Consider the following 16,961-nt stretch of genomic DNA (forward strand, 5'->3'; position numbering starts at 1 on the left):
AAACGAGTAGTAGGGGTGTTGGTATGGTGTTTGTGTGTTTTTTTTTTTTTACAGAAGAAGGAGGATTACGAGTATCCTGTGCGTCTCGTGGGCTGGGAGGTGTGTAAAAGAAACAGAACCTAAACATTTTAAAGAATACTTTTAGAAGTTTTAGTTGGAGGGAATGAGGGGTCTTTTTTGGTTGGGGGGGGGGGGGGGGGGGGGTGATTATGTTGGTGGTAGCAATGGGTTGTGGCATGCGAGTCCTTGAGCTATTATTGTATGGCGAGTTGTTTGTATTGTTACAAATTGGGATTATAGTGGAAACTTTTGACAAAATATATAGGCGATAAGCGCAAAATGGCGTGCTCGGAGGGATTCAAACCCCCGACCTACAGGACCGCAACCTGTTGCTCTATTCAGCTGAGCTACGAGCACAAAAGTAATCTGCCAAACCAGAATCTAGCAAACTAGAATCTAAAAAGTGAAACTAGCCAGAATCTAGCGACGAAAATTTAGCGAGATGTCGCACAGAGACTGACAAACTCACAAATCTTACGCAAATCCGCATAAATCTACATAGATTCACATAAATTCACGCGGGCAAATCAAAAGATAAGCGCGCATTATAGCGACAAATCTTTTAAACTTAATTTAAATTTTATGCTTTTTTGGCTAAAATATCGCTCGCCTTTGTCAAAAAGGCCAAATTCCAAGAAAGTAGGTGATGTAGATGCCCGGCATAAAAGTCAGAGAAGGCGAATCTTTCGACGAAGCGTATCGCAAATTCAAAAAGCAAACCGATCGCAACTTGGTAGTGACCGAGTGCAGAGCGCGCAGGTTTTTTGAAAGCAAGACAGAAAAGCGCAAAAAACAAAAGATAAACGCCAAGAAAAAAATGCTAAAACGACTTTATATGTTGCGACGCTACGAGTCTCGACTATAGCGCACGCGCTGGCTTTGGGCGCAAGCCTAGGGCTAGCGAGCTGCGATTTTTGCAAAATCTTAAATCTCTAGCTTTAGTTTTAAGTCATTTTAGAATCTTTCACGGCCGCAAAATCGCCCATAATCCAAGCAAAACCAATAAATCCAAACGATAAAGACACAAAAACATAATCAAAATAAAAATATTTTATTTACAAAACCGCTTTGATTTTATTTATTTTGCTTTTTATCCGCTTTTATTTATACGCCTCGACGACCACCTCGACACGCATCCTAGCATCACCCAGCCCAGCGACTTGCACGCTCGTCCAGATAGGCAGATTTTTGCACCTTGATTTAAACTGCTTTGCCATTGTTTGATTGATTTCTTCAGTGATTTTTCCTGTAAAATATGTCGTCACGCTATAAACCCTGCTCCAATCGCTCCCCGCAGATTCTAGCACAAACGCGACATTTTCAAACGCTTGATTTATCTCATCTTCTAGCTTTTCATGTGGGAAGTCAAACTCCCTATTCCAGCCGCCTTGCCCCGAAATTTTGATAATATTATCATTGATAATCACCGCGCCATTATAGCCATGATGATTTTGCATCTCACCTATTTTGCCGCTTAGCGTTATGTATTGCACGGGTGGATTTTGCATATTGACTCCTTGATTTTTTGTATTGCCTTGCTGATTTTCGCTTTGATTTCCACAGCCCAAAAATATAAATACAAAAGCTAGCAGTATCGCAGTGTTTTTCAAATATTTTATAGGCATGAATGCTCCTAAGTGATTTGTGGATTCTGGCGGATTCTACGCTAGAAAGCATTAGAAAGCGCCAGAAGGCATTAGAAAAGCGGCATTATACAAGCATTTTTTAAATAGCATAAATATTTTAAGCAAACTTTGGCGGTATTTATTATTTATTTTTATGCGTTTAGATTGCTTTGTGATTTGCCTCTACTTTACCGCTTCGATTTTTATCACAAAATTTTGCTTTTTGGCTTTTAGTTTGGCAAGCGCATTTTTGCTGTCTTTTAGGATTCCAAGCCGTATGAGTCCATTGTAAGGCGGCTGTTTTTCATAGAAAATCCCGACATTCCCCCAAGGGCTGAAATAAAATAAATCCCCGATTTGCGGGTCATATCCAGCGCCATCATTTGCGCCTGTTTTTAGTCTTTTTGGCAGGGAAAATATCTTTTCTTTGCCGACATAATCACTCACCTCCACTTCTAGTGGTAAAAGTGCTGCAAAATCGCGCGCACTCGCACTAGAATCTAGCTCCACTAGTATCTTTTCAGCGCCCATTTTTTCATCACCAAAACTCAAGGCTATCACCATATTTTCTCCTTTTACCGCCGAAATAATCAGCCAAAATAAAATAAAAAATCTCATTTGCTTCCTTTTTACAGCAACAAATCGTCATTGCGAGGCGCGAAGCGACGAAGCAATCTATCTAATCTGCGCAGATTTTCAATCCGTTTGGTATTTTTATAGATTGCTTCGCCTTGCTGTCACAAGCCTCGTAATGACAGAAAGAAAATTGTCGCTATCTGGTCAATGTGGCTTAAATGGATTGCTAAAGAAGCACACGCTTTGCTGAAGAAACTGCGCCTTTGGCTTGTTTTCTAAAGAAGCTTGTGCTTTGACGAAGTCGCTCCCCTTCCCCCTGCGACCCAAACCCTGACAACGCTAGAAGGTGCGTGCCACACACTGCATTATTTTTTGGATTGCTTCGCAACTGCGTTGCTCGCAATGACGCTTGGGGGTTGTCATTGCGAGGAGCAAAGCGACGAAGCAATCCATAAAAACAAAGCGTTATTTTGAATCCTAGATTTATAGCAAAATCCAATTTTGCTAGATTTTGCACTATTTAGATTCTAGCTTTTTGGTCGCCAAACTTTTATAGATTGCTTCGCCTTGCTGTCACAAGCCTCGCAAAGCGCAAGCTTCTTTAGTAATGACAAAAAACGCAAACGGCAACAAATCGTCATTGCGAGGAGTAAAGCGACGAAGCAATCTATCTTAAAGAAAAAATATGGATTCTCTATTTTATGGCAGAATCTAAATCTTTGTGGTTTTAATGGATTGCTTCGCCTTGCTAGCGCAAGCCTCGCAATGACGGCTCATAGATGCCAAATTATTTGTAAAATCCAAAATCTAGATTCTGCTATCTGGCGCTGCGCGCTAGAGATTTGCGCGTGGCTTGTCGATGTAGCATGGCGCGTTGTCTGCGATTTGGTGCGCTGCCCTGTCATCCATAGTTCATGCCACTTTGCCGCCCCGATGTCTGCGATTTGGCGTGCGCCGCCTTGCCGCCCTGTTGTCCAAAGATTCTGCGCGCTGGCGTGCGTCCTATATTTTCCCTTTATGCAGCTCGATTAGCCATTTGACTTTTTCTGGGTCGCGGTGGTCCAAAAATAAGCTTTCACCCTTTTCAAGTCCCGTAATCTGCGCCTTATCATCAGAATCTAGCTCGAAATCAAACACATCAAAATTCTCCACCATGCGCTCTTTTCGCGTCGTTTTGGGGATGACGATAATATCACGCCCGATAAGCCAGTTCAAAATCACTTGTGCCACGCTTTTATTATGCTTTTTGGCAATTTTCATTAAAGTAGGATTCTCAAACATATTTTCTTTGCCCTCGCCAAAGCTCGCCCACGACTCCACTGCCACGCCATATTCGCCCATCAGCTTTTGAAAATCCGCCCTTTGATGCAGCGGATTGCATTCGATCTGATTTACCGCTGGTTTTATCTCATTATTTAGACAAAAATCCACGAGGCGATCTGGCAAAAAGTTACTCACGCCAATCGCCTTTATCCTGCCTTCTTTGTAGAGCTTACTCATCGCGCGCCACGCGCCATAGACATCATTATAAGGCTGGTGGATGAGATACAGGTCAAGATAATCAAGCCTTAGCTTTTTCATCGAAGCATCAAAGGCTTTTAGCGCATCTTTTTCATTCGCATGGCTTATCCAAAGCTTTGTAGTGATGAAAAGCTCCTCGCGCTTTATCCCGCTTGCTTTAAACCCAGCGCCCAAAGCTTCTTCGTTGTAATACGCCTGCGCTGTGTCAAAACTGCGATAGCCCACGCTTAGCGCATCCTCCGTGCATCTTTACGCTTCTTTTAGATCTGTGATTTGGAAAGTTCCAAAACCCAGCATTGGCATTTTCACGCCATTATTTAAAGTGATGTATTTCATTTTTGCTCCTTTTGTGGTTTTGGTATTGTTTGCGCTATTTTGCGCGATTTTAGAATTCGTTTTGGATTCTGCCTTAGATTCTGTTTTGGAGTTTTTAGAATCTTTAGAATCCACTCCAGATTCCGCATTTAGCAAGCTCGCACTTGCAAGCCCTGCGCCAAGCGCCAGCGCGCCCATTTTCGCGCTTGTCTTTATAAACTCTCTGCGTTTAGAATCTGCCATTTTGCTCCTTTGCGTTAAAATCAAATCATATTATAAAGCGCAATGCCTAACGCCCATTAATAGCGATAAATTTTTAACTTTTTGCGCTTGTTAGGTCGCTCTTATCGCTATCGCCAGCGTCGCCAAATCCGCCCTTTTGCCTGATTCTATCTGGCTACTTCGCGCTTTTTATCGCTTTTTGGTATTCTGCATCACTTAGCTTTTCTAGCCAGATGACATTTTTGCCTTCTTTGCTGCCAGTTAGCGCGATATGCGCGCCCTTTTGCTTCTCGCCCGCGCCATGCCAATGCTTCACATTAGCCGGGCACTCGATGACCTCGCCTTTTTTGGCTATCTGCGTGATGCCATCCTCGGTGCCAGTGTATATCTCGCCCTCCACCACGATGAGCGTCTGCCCCGCTGGATGTGTGTGCCACGCGCTCCTAGCCTTGGGGCTAAACTCCACCAAACCCCCGCCGGCATTGCGATTTTCGCTCTCACCAAAAAGCAGCGTCACCTTCACATCGCCGCTAAAAATCGCGCTATCACCCTTCATGACCTTCATCTGCTCTTGTTTTATCACGCGCTGCATCGCGGTGCTGGCGGTATCGCTGGCTAGGGCTACATTGCTAGCTAGCAGCGCACTAGCGGCGCATGCGCCTAGTTTAGCACCTGATAGTTTGGAAATTTTCATATTGTCGCCTTTATTTTAGAAGTTTGAAAAGTGCAATTATAAAGCATGATAGTAGCTATCTGTCAAGGGTGGCATGCAAAATTATCATGGTAAGGCGTAAAATCCCTGCAAGGTGCAAATCCATTTTGCCATCGCGAGACTTACCCTAGCAACGCAAAGCAATCCACCCAATCCGCCCAATCCACACCAATGACAAAATACACGACAGACACAAAAACCTAACAGCAAAAGTCAGTATAGCCTTTTTATATTCTGCTTATAGATTGCATTATTCTTTATAAATCTTTAAGTAAAATATGATAATAATTCTGCTTTTATATCAAAGGTCTATAGATAAGAATCCTAAAACAATTCCCACAAAGGACACTCATGCCTCGCTTCACTATCTCTACGCCACACACCAGCGCCAGACACACCGCGCCAGCCGCGCAGATGCTAGAATCTGCATCAGCCGCGCAAATACCAGAATCCACACCAGCCACGCCGCGCGCCACCGCCTCATCTGCCAGCTTTGGCAAATCGCTTCTGCTAGCATCTGCTATATCGCTTGCTTTTGTCGCGAGCCACGCCACAGCGCACGCAGCATCCACTAGCTTCGCGCTAGATTCTGCTGATATGTTTGCCCCCCCCCCCCAAAGATACACAACTAAATAGCCAGAGAAATGCCAGCTTCAGACAAGTAGCCCAAGCCCCAAGCGATACCAAATCCCAGCGATACATCAGACTAGCAGATGCTGCCCCTGCGCCAAACACACAAGGCACATCAGACACACAAAGCACATCAGACGCGCTAGCCGCCCCATCCACGCCAAGCGCAGATTCTGCCTCAAACATACCAGCCACCCCGCCACCAGCCTACCAAGATTCTCAAACCACGCAAAGCACCCAAACCACGCCAAGCGCAGAATCCGCCCAAGCCCCAAGCGACACTAGAGATTCCCAAAACTTCCAAGACCTCCAAGATCCGACAGAATCCAGACTGCTAGACAAAGTCACCGCCACTGCCACCGCGCAAAGTGGCGATATAGATTCTGATATGAGTAAAAATATCATCGTCATCACCAAAGAGCAGATTCAAAACAAAGGCTATCAGAATCTAGAGCAAGCCCTAGAGCATCAGCCTTTTATCAACTTCGTAGATACAGGCTTTGGGCGTAATATCGACTTAAGAGGGCAGGGTAAAGACGCCAATCGCGCGGTAAAAGTCCTCGTCAATGGCGTGCCTATCAATAGCCTTGATACCATTAGCGGGGTTGCTGCGTTTAATAACATAAACCTAGAAGATGTAGAATCTATCGAAGTTTTACCCGGTGGCTCAAGCGTGGTGTATGGCAGCGGCAGCCGCGGAGGCGTGATAAATATCAGCACCAAAAAACCAGACAAAGACTACCTAGAAGTGATAGCCAAAGGCTCAAGCGCAGAGGCGCTAGGCTTGCAAGGCGGGGGCTTAAGCATACTAGGGGGCAAAAAGATAGGGGACAAACTCTTTGTCTATGGGAGCGTGGGGGCTAGCTATGTGCCCGGACCGAGAAATACAAATATTCGCCCACCGGTGCAAATTAGCTCTTATTCTCAGCAACCAAGCCAATCATATTATGATAGCTCAGCCACTCGATGCCCTGATTATGTCCCCGGCGCAGATGGCAGTATAACAAATAATGGTGCTATAATCGCACCCTCATGCTTGAGACTCGGGGAGCAAAAAAATGCTAAATATCTAAACTACCATGATAATGGGATAAATATCACCGCGCAAATCGGCATAAACTACGATATAAACGAGAATCAACGATTAGAATTCTCCACCAACTACGCGCATAATAGACTAAAAAGGATTCCAACATATTTGCGCGCTGCAAACTACTACTGCGTGCCAAATCCAAACTATGACCCAAATCAAGCTTTTAGCTTAAGTTGGAATAATCCATATCTTTGTAATAGCCAAAGCGCAGGAATCGCCGCTGGTTTGAATGGAATATATGATGTGAGTTCTGATACTTTAAAAGACTTCCGCTACTCTAATAGCTATGAATATGTGGGTATGAGTGTGGATACGCTCACTTCCTCACTTCGCTATATAAATGCGATTAGCGATTCTCTAAACTTTGATGCGCTAGCTTATTATCAAATGAATATCATTAGCTACAATGACTACTGGCAAGATGGCTTACTGCCTACAATGTATAGCACGCTAAATGGCTCAAGCTTTGCTAATCATGGAACGGGGCTAAACTTCAAGCTAAAGCATGAGACTTCGGCAAATAAGCTTATCATAGGGCTTGATAACTCTTTAGGCTATGCTAGGCGTAATATGGTGATGGATTCTATTTTGGCAGATTTTAACGCGGCACTTTCTGATTATGTTACCACTACTAGAGCAGGACAAGTAGGCATAGCCACCACCGCGCTAAATACCGCGCTAAAGACAAGCATTAGCCCTTATGTGTATGATTCTTATGAGTTTGCCGATTGGTTTGAGCTAGGCGGTGGAGCTAGGTTTGAATACAGTCATTATCGCGTGACAAACGCACAAACAATGAGGCTAAATAACACTGCGAATATGAATCTAACTACAAATGACTTAACGCAAAATGATTATGGACTTGACGATGCAACATTGCAACAATTTATGCAAATGTTGGCGCAAGACTGGACAACCTTAAGCATTAACCCAGAGGAGACGGACTTTAATATAGGGACAAATCGCTATGCTTATGCTCTAGAAGTCGTGCCAAACTTCAAATACTCAAACACAGGGAATGCTTATATCAAAGGTGAGCTAGGATTTATCAGCCCTTCGCCATTCCAAATGATAGATGCCGACCCAGAATCTGAAATAAATCAAGGTGGCTCAAACGGGACGGCAACCGGTGTAGAACTCATAAAAAATACCTTTAATAACCTAAAGCCAGAGCGCTACCTCACTGCCGAGCTTTCATGGAAAGATACTTTTGCGAAGTCATTCTTTTTCTCCACGACTGCGTTTTATACGCATACATTTGATGAGATTTTCCTAAATCAGACAAGCGGGACGATGAGCTTTGTGTATCGCAATTTGGGACAGACGCAAAGGGTTGGATTTGAGGTTTTAGCAAGGCAGGGATTTTTTGAGAATAGATTAAGAATCTTAGAATCCCTTAGCTATGTTTGGACAAATATTTTAAAAGCAGATTCTAATTTGATGAGTAATTATAACAGCGTGTATGCAAACTTCGCGCTGGAGGGCTCGCGCGTGCCTTATGTGCCGGATTGGAAAGCGACACTTGCGCTTGAAGGGGACATACTAAGAAGCGCATCGCAAGTGCTAAGCGCGAATGTCAATGCGACCTATACTGGCGAGGCGTATAGTCTCTATGTAAGCAAAATCGATGGAAACTACGACAGGACAGAGCAAGAGAGCATCTATAGCGTGATGAATAAGGGCGGGTATTTCTTGCTTGACTTTGGGCTGACATATAAGAACGCAAATGGGCTGGGTGCGAGTATCGGCGTGCGTAACGCGCTAGATACATTTTACAAAACCTACCAACAACGCTACTACTACTATCCCGGAATGGGTAGAAGCTACTATGCGGAAATAAGATGGAAGTTTTAAAAAGCGTGGGTCGCTGGGGTTGGCTTTGCGTGGTTTGGTTTAGTTTGATTTTGGCTTTGGCTAGCCTTTTGTCTTGATTCTGACTTTGACTTGATTTTGAATTGGTTTTTGGCTGGACTTAGGCGGACTTTGACTTGATTTTGAATTGGTTGGGCTTTGGTTTGGCAAAGTGGGCTTTGGCTTTCGTCATTGTGAGCCGCACAAGTGCGGCTCACAATGACAGAAAGCGGGCTTGCAGAAGTTGCGAGCTGGATTAAAAATCCGCGCTATGTTTTTATGGATTGCTTCGGATTCTATGAATCCTCGCAATGACGCGTGATATTTCCTGTCATTGCGAGCGGTAGCGAAGCAATCTAAAATAAAAGCGCAGAATCTAATCCTATTTATTGGACTCTGGCCAAAGTGATGCCTTTGGATTATTTGGGTATAATGCAATGGTTAAATTAACAAAAGATGCCTGCGAAATATTGGGTAAAATATTAGGCGTTTGCGGCGCCGACCAAACCCAAAAGCAGACAAATAAACAAAATGATAAGATAGTCAAACCAAGTAAAACCCAAAGCCAAAAGGACATCGCCTATGCAGCTAGATTTTGCATTTCAAAGTGCGCTCGCCAAATACCGCATACTAAGCAACACCATCACGCCGCGCCCCATCGCGTGGGTGTCTAGCACCAATGATGAGGGCGTGGTAAATCTTGCGCCCTTTAGCTTTTTTGGCGTGGTGAGCTCAAGCCCGCCGATATTTTCCCTCTGCTTTGGCGCCAAAAGTGACGGCAGCCCCAAAGACACGCTAGCAAACCTCCGCGCCACCAAAAAAGCCACGATAAACCTTGTGATGGTGGATGCCATCCCCATGCTAGAGCAAAGTGCCAGCGAGCTAGAATCCACCAAAAGCGAAGCGAGCACCTTTGGCATCCCGCTAAAAGCGCTTGATGCCTCGTATCCGCCTATCGTGGAGGGCGTGAAGGTGGCGTATTTCTGCGAGCTTAGGGAGGTGCTGGATTTTGGAGGCGCGGAGAGGACGGCGCTGCTTGAAGCCAAAAGCTGCTATATCGATGATGTGATATACAAGGATGATTTGCGCTTCATGCCCCCGCATCTTGGGCGCGTGGGCAAGTATTATCTGCAAGTGAGCGAGCTCATCGATCCAAAGATTTAGGGCTTTGGATTTTGGATTCTAGTGTGGATTTTGCGCGGATTTTGGTGTGGCTTGGATTCTGGCGCAAATCTGGATTCTGGCGCAATTTTAGATTCTAGGGTGCGCGGCAGAATCTAAAAGGCGGGCAGAGGGCGCATTGAAAAATGGTGAGAGGACTTAAAGCGAAAGCCAAAGGCGAAAAATAAAAAACAAGCGCGCCAAATACTAGAATCTAAACGCGTAAAAATTGCAATAAAATCAATAAACGCATAAGCGTGCAAATCGGCGAAAAATATTAAAATACCAAAATCACCAAAGCAAGCGCGCATAAACATTTAACGCGCCAAAATCACTAAAACCAAAGCCGACTAAAGCCACAAAAACCCACTAAAACTACTAAAAATAAAGCCACCAAAACCACCAAATCAAAGTCGCAAAAATCTGCCAAAGCCACCAGAAAACCAAATCTGCCAAAACAAAAACTACCAAAAGCCGCAAAAATATACTAGATTTGCCAAAACCGCCAAAAACCAAAATCACTAAAGCGCAAGCAACAAATCAGCACAAAAAGCAATGTATCAAAGTCGCTTGAATCCTACCAGCGTAAAAATTAACGCATCAAGCTCGCTAAAGTCTTACTCCACTTTTTCCCATGTGCTGCCGCTTGGCGTATCGCTTATGAGAATCCCGCGCGCGCTTAGCTCATCGCGTATAGAATCCGCCAGCGCGAAGTTTTTCTCCTTTTTCGCATCGGCGCGCGCTAGCAGTTTGGATTCTATCTCGGCGCGCTCATCCTCGCTCACGCCCTGCTGAAAATAAGCCACCTCATCGCCCCCGCCAATGCCTAGCAGGCTATATACAAAATCTAGATTGAAAAGCAGTCGCGCCTTTAGCGCTTTGTCTTTTGGCGCGCTATCAAGCGCTGCGTTGGCATGTGTCAGCATATCTTCCAGCACGCTTAGGGCTTTTGAGATATTGAGATCATCGCTCATCGCCTCTAGCAGAGCATCGCAAAATGCGCTATCCGCGCCGCCTTTACTAGAATCTACAATGCCTTTAACGCCGCCAGAATCCACCGCGCCAAAATCCGCGCCGCCTCTGCCAGCACTCACACTAGAATCCACCACGCCAGAATCCATACCGCCTTTGCCAACATTTGCGCCACCACTCACACCAGCCATGCCATTAGATTCCGCCCACTCACGCGCCCCAGCGATACCATTGCCAAAGCCACTTGCGATGCGCTTTTTTAGCCGATAGATTTTATCTAGCCTTTTTTTCGCACCCAGCAAATCCTCCTCGCTAAAATGCAAAACCGCCCTATAATGCACGCCCAAAAGGTAGTTTCTAAGCACCTCGCCGCTGTAATGTTTCAGCGCATCTTTGATAAAAAAGCTATTGCCAAGGCTTTTGCTCATTTTTTCACCATTGATATTGACAAAGCCATTATGCATCCAGTATTTTGAGAGCTCGCGCCCTGTGGCACAGCGCGTCTGCGAGGCTTCGTTTTCATGATGTGGGAAAAGCAGATCCGCGCCCCCGCCATGTATATCGATGGCAAACTCCTCATCCTTATACGCAAGCACCTTTTCTATCATCGCCGAGCATTCGATATGCCAGCCCGGGCGCCCCCTGCCTAGCGCGCTTTCATAGCCTACATCATCCGCACCTTTGTAGTGTTTCCACAGCGCGAAATCCCGCGCGTCTTTTTTGTGTGCGTCATTTTCTATCCGCGCTAGATTCTCATCATCCACGCCGCGCGCAGAGATACTGCCATAGAGGCTATCTTTTGGCACATTGAGATACACATCGCCATTATCCAAGCGATACGCCGCACCTTTTTCTAGCAGTGCTTCTATCATTTGCGCTATCTCGCCTAGATTTTGCGTGGCTTTTGGCGCGATGTCTGGGGCTAGCACCTCTAGGGCTTGCATATCATCCATGTATGCCTTGGTGTAATGCTTAGTGATTTCTTCTATAGAGACGCCTTTGTCATGCGCTTTTTTGATGATTTTATCATCGATGTCGGTGAAATTTTTGACAAAAATCACTTCATGGCCGCTAAGCATGAGCGCGCGGCGCAGCAAATCAAAAGCGATAGAGCTTCGCGCATGCCCCAAATGCGCATCATCATACACCGTAGGACCGCACACATATATGCGCGCTTTGCCTTGCTTGATAGGCGTGAAATCGACCTTTTGCTTGATTTTGGTGTCATATATTTTTATGGTTTTTTGCATGTTGCTCCCCTAAGTGTTTGGTGTTTGTGGTATTTGTGTTTGCTTGTGCGCTTTGCTATTTGTGCGATTTTGGATTCTGCGTTTATGGCTAGAATCTAGTCATAAAATCTAGCCCAGAATCTAGACATAAATCTAGTTTGGAATCTCCACCAGATACAGCCACGCAGTCAAAATACAAACCTCCGCCGCCACTGCCAAACTCGCATAAATCGCGTATTTTTTGGCGCGCATTATATCCCAAAATCGATTAAGCCCAAATGATGAAATCGTAAGCCAAAATAGCACAAACCCGCTCAAACTCCCAGCCAGCGCCAGCCCCACCGCGCCCCAAAACTGCATAAAAATAAGCGAAAACACCACACCCACACCTAGTGAAATCGCGCTAATTTTGGCAGCGCGCGCTTGGGCGTTTTGCGAATAAAGATAGAGCGAAAAGATTCTAGCACAGCCAAAAGGCACGAGCCCCACCATATACGCGCAAAACACCAGCGCCGTCTCTATCGTGTCCGCGCGCGCAAACTTCCCATGCTCATAAAGCAACCAAATAATCTGCTGGCTAAGCATAATCCCGCCCACCGCGCACAAAGAAAGCATCGCTAGCAAAAACCAAAATGAGCGCTTCATCGCCGCAAGTGCCTTTTGCTCCTCGCCGGCTTTGATGGCTTTTGCTACCATGGGGAAAAGCGCTGTGGAAATCGCGATAGCAAAAATGGCAAGCGGGAGCTGAAAAATGCGGTTGGCATAGTAGAGATAAGAGATCGAGCCGCTGGCTAAGAATGACGCTAAAAGCGTGTCGATAAAAGAGGCGATTTGCGCGGTGGAGCTGCCTAGCATGGCGGGGAAAAATTTTTTGAAAAATGTGGCTAGCTCGGATTTTATCGTGGCGGCTAGGCGGCGGGATTTGGCAAAATTAGATTCTGCATTTTGCGCGGTGTTTTTGGATTCTAGTTCAGATTTTGCGCCAGAATCTGCGCTGGATTTTGCTTTGGATTCTGCACCAGATTCTGCTTTTTTAGATTCTAGTCTAGATTCTCCGCGTGCTTTGCCACCCACAAACGCAAGCCTCACTTCTCCCACGCCACATGCCAAAAGTCGCAAAAACCCCAAACGATACAGCGGATAAAAATGCAAGCAAACCTGCGCCGCCCCGCCCACCAAAACGCCATAGCTCACAAAATACACGATTTGCATCTCATCTTTATCGCGCGCGAGCAAAAGCGCGCCAATCATCGCGATATTTAGCAGCGCCGTGTTATACGCGCTCACCCAAAAATGCTGCTTATACTGCAACAGCGCGCTAAAAAATGTCACCCAAAACACCAGCAGCAAATACCAAAAATGAATCGCCACGATAGGCTTTGCCAGCTCTATCAAATACTCATCAAAGCCAAACACCAAAAGCCTCGTAAAAGCGCCGCTAAACGCCACCACAAGCAGCGAAAGCGCTATGAGAATGAGCGAAAAAATCGCTAGTATCAGCACGCTAAATGCGCCCTTTTTGCTGCTGGCGATAAAATTTGGCAAAAAGCTTTGCGTGAAAGCGCCCTCGCCAAAGATTCTGCGGAAAAGATTTGGGAATTTGAACGCTACAAAAAATATGTCGCTATAAATGCCAGCGCCCAAAATATTTGCCATACTCAAATCGCGCAAAAAGCCAAAAACGCGCGAGCATAGTATCCCACTACTATTTGTCAAAAATGCTTTTTTTAGCAAAAAATATCCTTGTAATCATCTAAAAAGCGCGATTGTAGCCAAAAGAAGTTTGATAAATGATAAATCCTTGCCGCATTTGCGCGAACTTAAGGATAAAATATTTGACATAAAATGCGCTAAAATACATCGCCAAATATGCGCCAATGCATGCCAATAACGCGGGATAGGAGTTTGCTTGAGTTTTACGCCATTTGTGATAACAGGCTGTGAAGATATACAAGCTAGCATCAATGAGCGATGTGCTGCCATGGGGATAGATGCGGATATGGTGGAGTTTATGCTAGTGGATTTCACGCTTTTGGTGTGTGCGGATTCTAAAGGTGTAGATTCTAGAAGCGCGGATTCTGGCAAAAGCGGCGCGTTTAAACCGCTTAGCAAAGCAGAATCTAGCCAGCTAGACATACAAGCCCAATACAACCAAAGCCTTTTTTTACTCAAGCAAAAATGCGATGTGCGCGTGTTTCCGCGCCGATTTCCAGCGACTTTTTTTATCACCGTGTCCGCGCAAAAAGATAGGGTGTTTTTGAGCTTTGATGATGGATTTTTGTGCGTGGATGATGCGTCGTTTTATGAGGAGTTTTTCTCGCAGGTAGAGGCGATGATGGCGGCAAATGGCGTGATTTTGTATGATTTGGCAAATACGAGGGCGCGCATTAGGGAGGTTTTGGCGCGGATAAATGCCGATCCCAAGGCAAAAAGCGGGATGTTTTGCATCAAGCAAAGCGAGGTTTTCATCCCGCCAAAAAGCGCTAGATTTGTATTCCTCCCCAAAGAGCGCTACTTGAAATCGCGCTATATACAAAGCCTCATGCAGACAGAATCTATCGCGGAGCACACAGCCGATATGGATTCTGATGCAGAATCTCATGCCAAATCCAGCACAGAATCTAGCGATTTAGATTCTAGTGCAAATGCAGATTCTAGCCAAAATGCGCCAAATGTTTTAAATGCGCCACACACCTTAAGCGCACCAGAATCTAGCGCGCCGCAAACGCTCGCCAAATCAAACGCTGATTATTTGGATGATGCGAAGTTTGCTTGCGCGTTTTTTGGCGTGCGTGAGGGCGAGGTGGTGGGCGTGTATGAGTTTGGTGATGAGGGGAAGGCGGGGCGTGATCTTACTGGCGCGTATAGAAAAGCAGCGCCAAAACCGCCAAAAATCACGCCCAGCGCGCAAAAACACATAGCATACAAACTCTATGATGACAGGATCGAATACATAAGCGAAGTGCAAGGCTACATCGCGCTGCACTCCGCGCACACTGCGCCCTTTGCCAGCGCCGATGTGCCACGCGCACAAATCGCGCAAAATAGCGCAGCAAATATCAAAGATGAGGGCGACAATAGCGTGGATAGTGTTTTTGTATTTTTCTTGCCAGATTCTGCACCACTCAAATCCACCACCACGCCACCGCTCCTAGGCGGGATAGAAGCTGGCATCAGCCTTGTCATAGAATCCAAAAGCGACGCGATAGACGCACTAGGCGATAACATCCACATCGAAGCCAAAAGCATAGAAATCTATGGCTCGCTAGGCAAAGACACCGCTATCAAAGCCGATGAGCTCATCATCAATGGCGCGACGCACCACAGCTCCAAAATCCACGCCAAAATCGCCAAAATCCTCACACACAAAGGACTTATGATTTGCGAAAAATGCACGATAAAAAACCTAGAATCCGCCAAAGTTTTCGCCGATGATGCGCGCGTGATACAGGCAAATGGCAGCAAAATCTACGCAAAAAACATAAGCATAAAAGCGCTTCGCAACAACAACCACTGCCACTTCTCAAAGACGCTACAAATCCAAGAAATCCCCTACAACAAGGGCAATGACAATATGCTAGCATTTGATATCAAAGGCGATAGGGAGCTTAGGGCATATATCAAAAGGGCGCTAAAATATGCCAATGACAAGCAAAGCACGCTAAAGATTCTCGCACTAATGATTGACTTTTATGCGGCAAGCACGCGGGATGCGCAGGTGTTTTTGCAAAAATTGCAAGGCTTTACCAAAGACCAGCTAGAAATCGCGCTAAAAAATCAAGATTTTGCCGCCAAAAATCTCGCCTCGATAAATGCGATAAAGCTATACAAAGCCCTGCTTACCCGCCAAAAATCGCTTAAAAAACGCCTAGAAACACTGCAAGACAAAACCCTCCCCTCACTCCAAACAGCGCTCAAAAATGCTACAATACAAATCGGCTTAGTCGGCGGGTTTGAGAACTACGCGCATTTGGAGTGCGATTTCCCGCGCTATAGCCAAAATATGCTTTTGCTAAGTGGCAAAAGCGCGTGCGTGAGACTAGAGCCAGCCAGCCAAGAGCTCAAAGAAAAAGGCATATATTTTCAACTAAAGGCGGAAGAATGATTTGCGGACTCGTGGGGAAGGTGCATAAGCTAGGGGCAATGCGCGCGGAGATGAATGTAGGCGGCGTGATATATAGCGTGGCTATCAGCGTGCCGACAAGCTCGCAACTGCGCGCGAAAATAGAGGGCGCTGGGGGTATGGCTGGTGCGGTAGAATCTAGTGGGCGCGGTGTGGATTCTGCGCGCGTGGATTCTGGCGCAAAAGCAGGCGCGCTTTTAGATTCTAGCGCGCCAAACGAAGTGCATCTGCTTATCACACACATCATACGCGAGGACGCGCAGCTGCTTTTTGGCTTTTTGGATGCGCTAGAGCGCGCGACATTTGAGCGGCTGCTAAAAATCAATGGCGTAGGACCCAAAGTAGCGCTAGCGATACTAAGCACCTTTAGCGCGCAAAACTTCGCGCAAATCGTGCAGAGCAAAGACATCAAGCTTTTGCAAAAAGTGCCGGGTGTGGGCGCAAAGAGTGCGGGCAAGATTTTGCTAGATTTGGCAGGATTTTGCAAAGAGATCCTAGAATCTAGCGCGCCAAATGCGGAGACTCCGCCACAAGATGACGCCAAAAACGAGGCGTTTTTAGCCCTAGAGGCGCTTGGCTACAAATCCGCCGAGATAAAAAAGGCACTCTCACAAGTAAGCGCAAACAACACGCAAAGCATCATCAAAGACGCCCTCCGCCTCCTCTCCCAAGGCTTCGCGCGATAAAAATTGACAATTTTGCTGGTTTGGTTTTGTATCGTCATTATAAGGCCAGTATTTTTGTTGTTGCGAAAAAATCCGAAAAATGCGTAAGGATTTTTCAATTGAATTAAATCTTCGCACGAAGTGCGGCACCTTGAAAGGCTGACAGGGGGAGGGGGTGTGTCTCTTTTCTTCATCTGAGGCTGCGG

The 16,961-nt window shown here is 45.9% G+C and carries 12 protein-coding genes, 1 tRNA gene and 1 pseudogene; 6 read left to right on the forward strand and 8 right to left on the reverse strand.

Annotated elements, in window-relative coordinates:
• Positions 1–340: 340 nt before the first annotated feature.
• Positions 341–417, reverse strand: a tRNA-Arg gene (locus BKN38_RS08670).
• A 295-nt stretch (positions 418–712) separates the two neighbouring features.
• On the opposite strand from BKN38_RS08670, the gene rpsU reads away from it, so the two are divergent.
• Complete coding sequence (rpsU, locus tag BKN38_RS08675; RefSeq protein ID WP_023949316.1) at positions 713–925, forward strand: 30S ribosomal protein S21; 213 nt, start codon at positions 713–715, stop codon at positions 923–925.
• Positions 926–1,160: 235 nt separating this feature from the next.
• On the opposite strand, the gene BKN38_RS08680 is transcribed toward rpsU, so the two are convergent.
• The 5 genes and pseudogenes from BKN38_RS08680 to BKN38_RS08700 all read right to left on the reverse strand — a co-directional run bounded on the left by BKN38_RS08680 (position 1,161) and on the right by BKN38_RS08700 (position 5,013).
• On the reverse strand, positions 1,161–1,685 hold the full coding sequence (locus tag BKN38_RS08680) for a Rid family hydrolase (protein ID WP_082942603.1): 525 nt from the start codon (positions 1,683–1,685) through the stop codon (positions 1,161–1,163).
• A gap of 183 nt (positions 1,686–1,868) precedes the next feature.
• A complete protein-coding gene (locus BKN38_RS08685) occupies positions 1,869–2,303 on the reverse strand; it encodes a cyclophilin-like fold protein (RefSeq protein WP_066456791.1) in 435 nt (144 codons plus the stop codon).
• A 960-nt stretch (positions 2,304–3,263) separates the two neighbouring features.
• Positions 3,264–4,010, reverse strand: a pseudogene (locus BKN38_RS08695) (aldo/keto reductase); the annotation flags it as partial.
• A gap of 21 nt (positions 4,011–4,031) precedes the next feature.
• Entirely contained in the window at positions 4,032–4,340 is a 309-nt protein-coding gene (locus BKN38_RS12080; protein ID WP_233712885.1) for a hypothetical protein, read from the reverse strand.
• Between the two features lie 154 nt (positions 4,341–4,494).
• The gene (locus BKN38_RS08700; RefSeq protein WP_233712886.1) at positions 4,495–5,013 is read right to left on the reverse strand and encodes a cupin domain-containing protein; all 519 of its coding nucleotides are present in this window, start codon (positions 5,011–5,013) and stop codon (positions 4,495–4,497) included.
• 369 nt (positions 5,014–5,382) lie between these two features.
• Between BKN38_RS08700 and BKN38_RS08705 the strand changes: the two genes are divergently transcribed.
• The 3 genes from BKN38_RS08705 to BKN38_RS08715 all read left to right on the forward strand — a co-directional run bounded on the left by BKN38_RS08705 (position 5,383) and on the right by BKN38_RS08715 (position 9,769).
• Positions 5,383–5,667: a hypothetical protein gene (locus BKN38_RS08705; RefSeq protein ID WP_070957797.1), complete on the forward strand. Its 285-nt coding sequence runs from the start codon at positions 5,383–5,385 to the stop codon at positions 5,665–5,667.
• Entirely contained in the window at positions 5,633–8,608 is a 2,976-nt protein-coding gene (locus BKN38_RS08710; protein ID WP_070957798.1) for a TonB-dependent receptor, read from the forward strand. The genes BKN38_RS08705 and BKN38_RS08710 overlap by 35 nt, the downstream gene beginning before the upstream one ends.
• Before the next feature lie 579 nt (positions 8,609–9,187).
• Complete coding sequence (locus BKN38_RS08715; protein WP_066456800.1) at positions 9,188–9,769, forward strand: flavin reductase family protein; 582 nt, start codon at positions 9,188–9,190, stop codon at positions 9,767–9,769.
• 614 nt (positions 9,770–10,383) lie between these two features.
• Here the strand turns inward: BKN38_RS08715 and cysS are convergent.
• Positions 10,384–11,976, reverse strand: a complete 1,593-nt coding sequence (gene cysS / locus BKN38_RS12320; protein ID WP_324737507.1) for a cysteine--tRNA ligase — start codon at positions 11,974–11,976, stop codon at positions 10,384–10,386.
• A 144-nt stretch (positions 11,977–12,120) separates the two neighbouring features.
• Positions 12,121–13,701: a murein biosynthesis integral membrane protein MurJ gene (murJ, locus tag BKN38_RS08730; protein WP_066456816.1), complete on the reverse strand. Its 1,581-nt coding sequence runs from the start codon at positions 13,699–13,701 to the stop codon at positions 12,121–12,123.
• 175 nt (positions 13,702–13,876) lie between these two features.
• On the opposite strand from murJ, the gene BKN38_RS08735 reads away from it, so the two are divergent.
• Both BKN38_RS08735 and ruvA read left to right on the forward strand, forming a co-directional pair.
• Positions 13,877–16,072, forward strand: coding sequence for a FapA family protein (locus BKN38_RS08735; protein ID WP_070957799.1), 2,196 nt, complete (start codon positions 13,877–13,879; stop codon positions 16,070–16,072).
• Positions 16,069–16,776 (forward strand): Holliday junction branch migration protein RuvA, encoded by a 708-nt coding sequence (gene ruvA, locus BKN38_RS08740; RefSeq protein WP_066456834.1) that lies wholly within the window; start codon positions 16,069–16,071, stop codon positions 16,774–16,776. The genes BKN38_RS08735 and ruvA overlap by 4 nt, the downstream gene beginning before the upstream one ends.
• The last annotated feature ends 185 nt before the right edge of the window (positions 16,777–16,961 follow it).

The sequence above is a fragment of the Helicobacter sp. CLO-3 genome (assembly GCF_001854545.1).
Classification (GTDB): Bacteria; Campylobacterota; Campylobacteria; order Campylobacterales; family Helicobacteraceae; genus Helicobacter_B.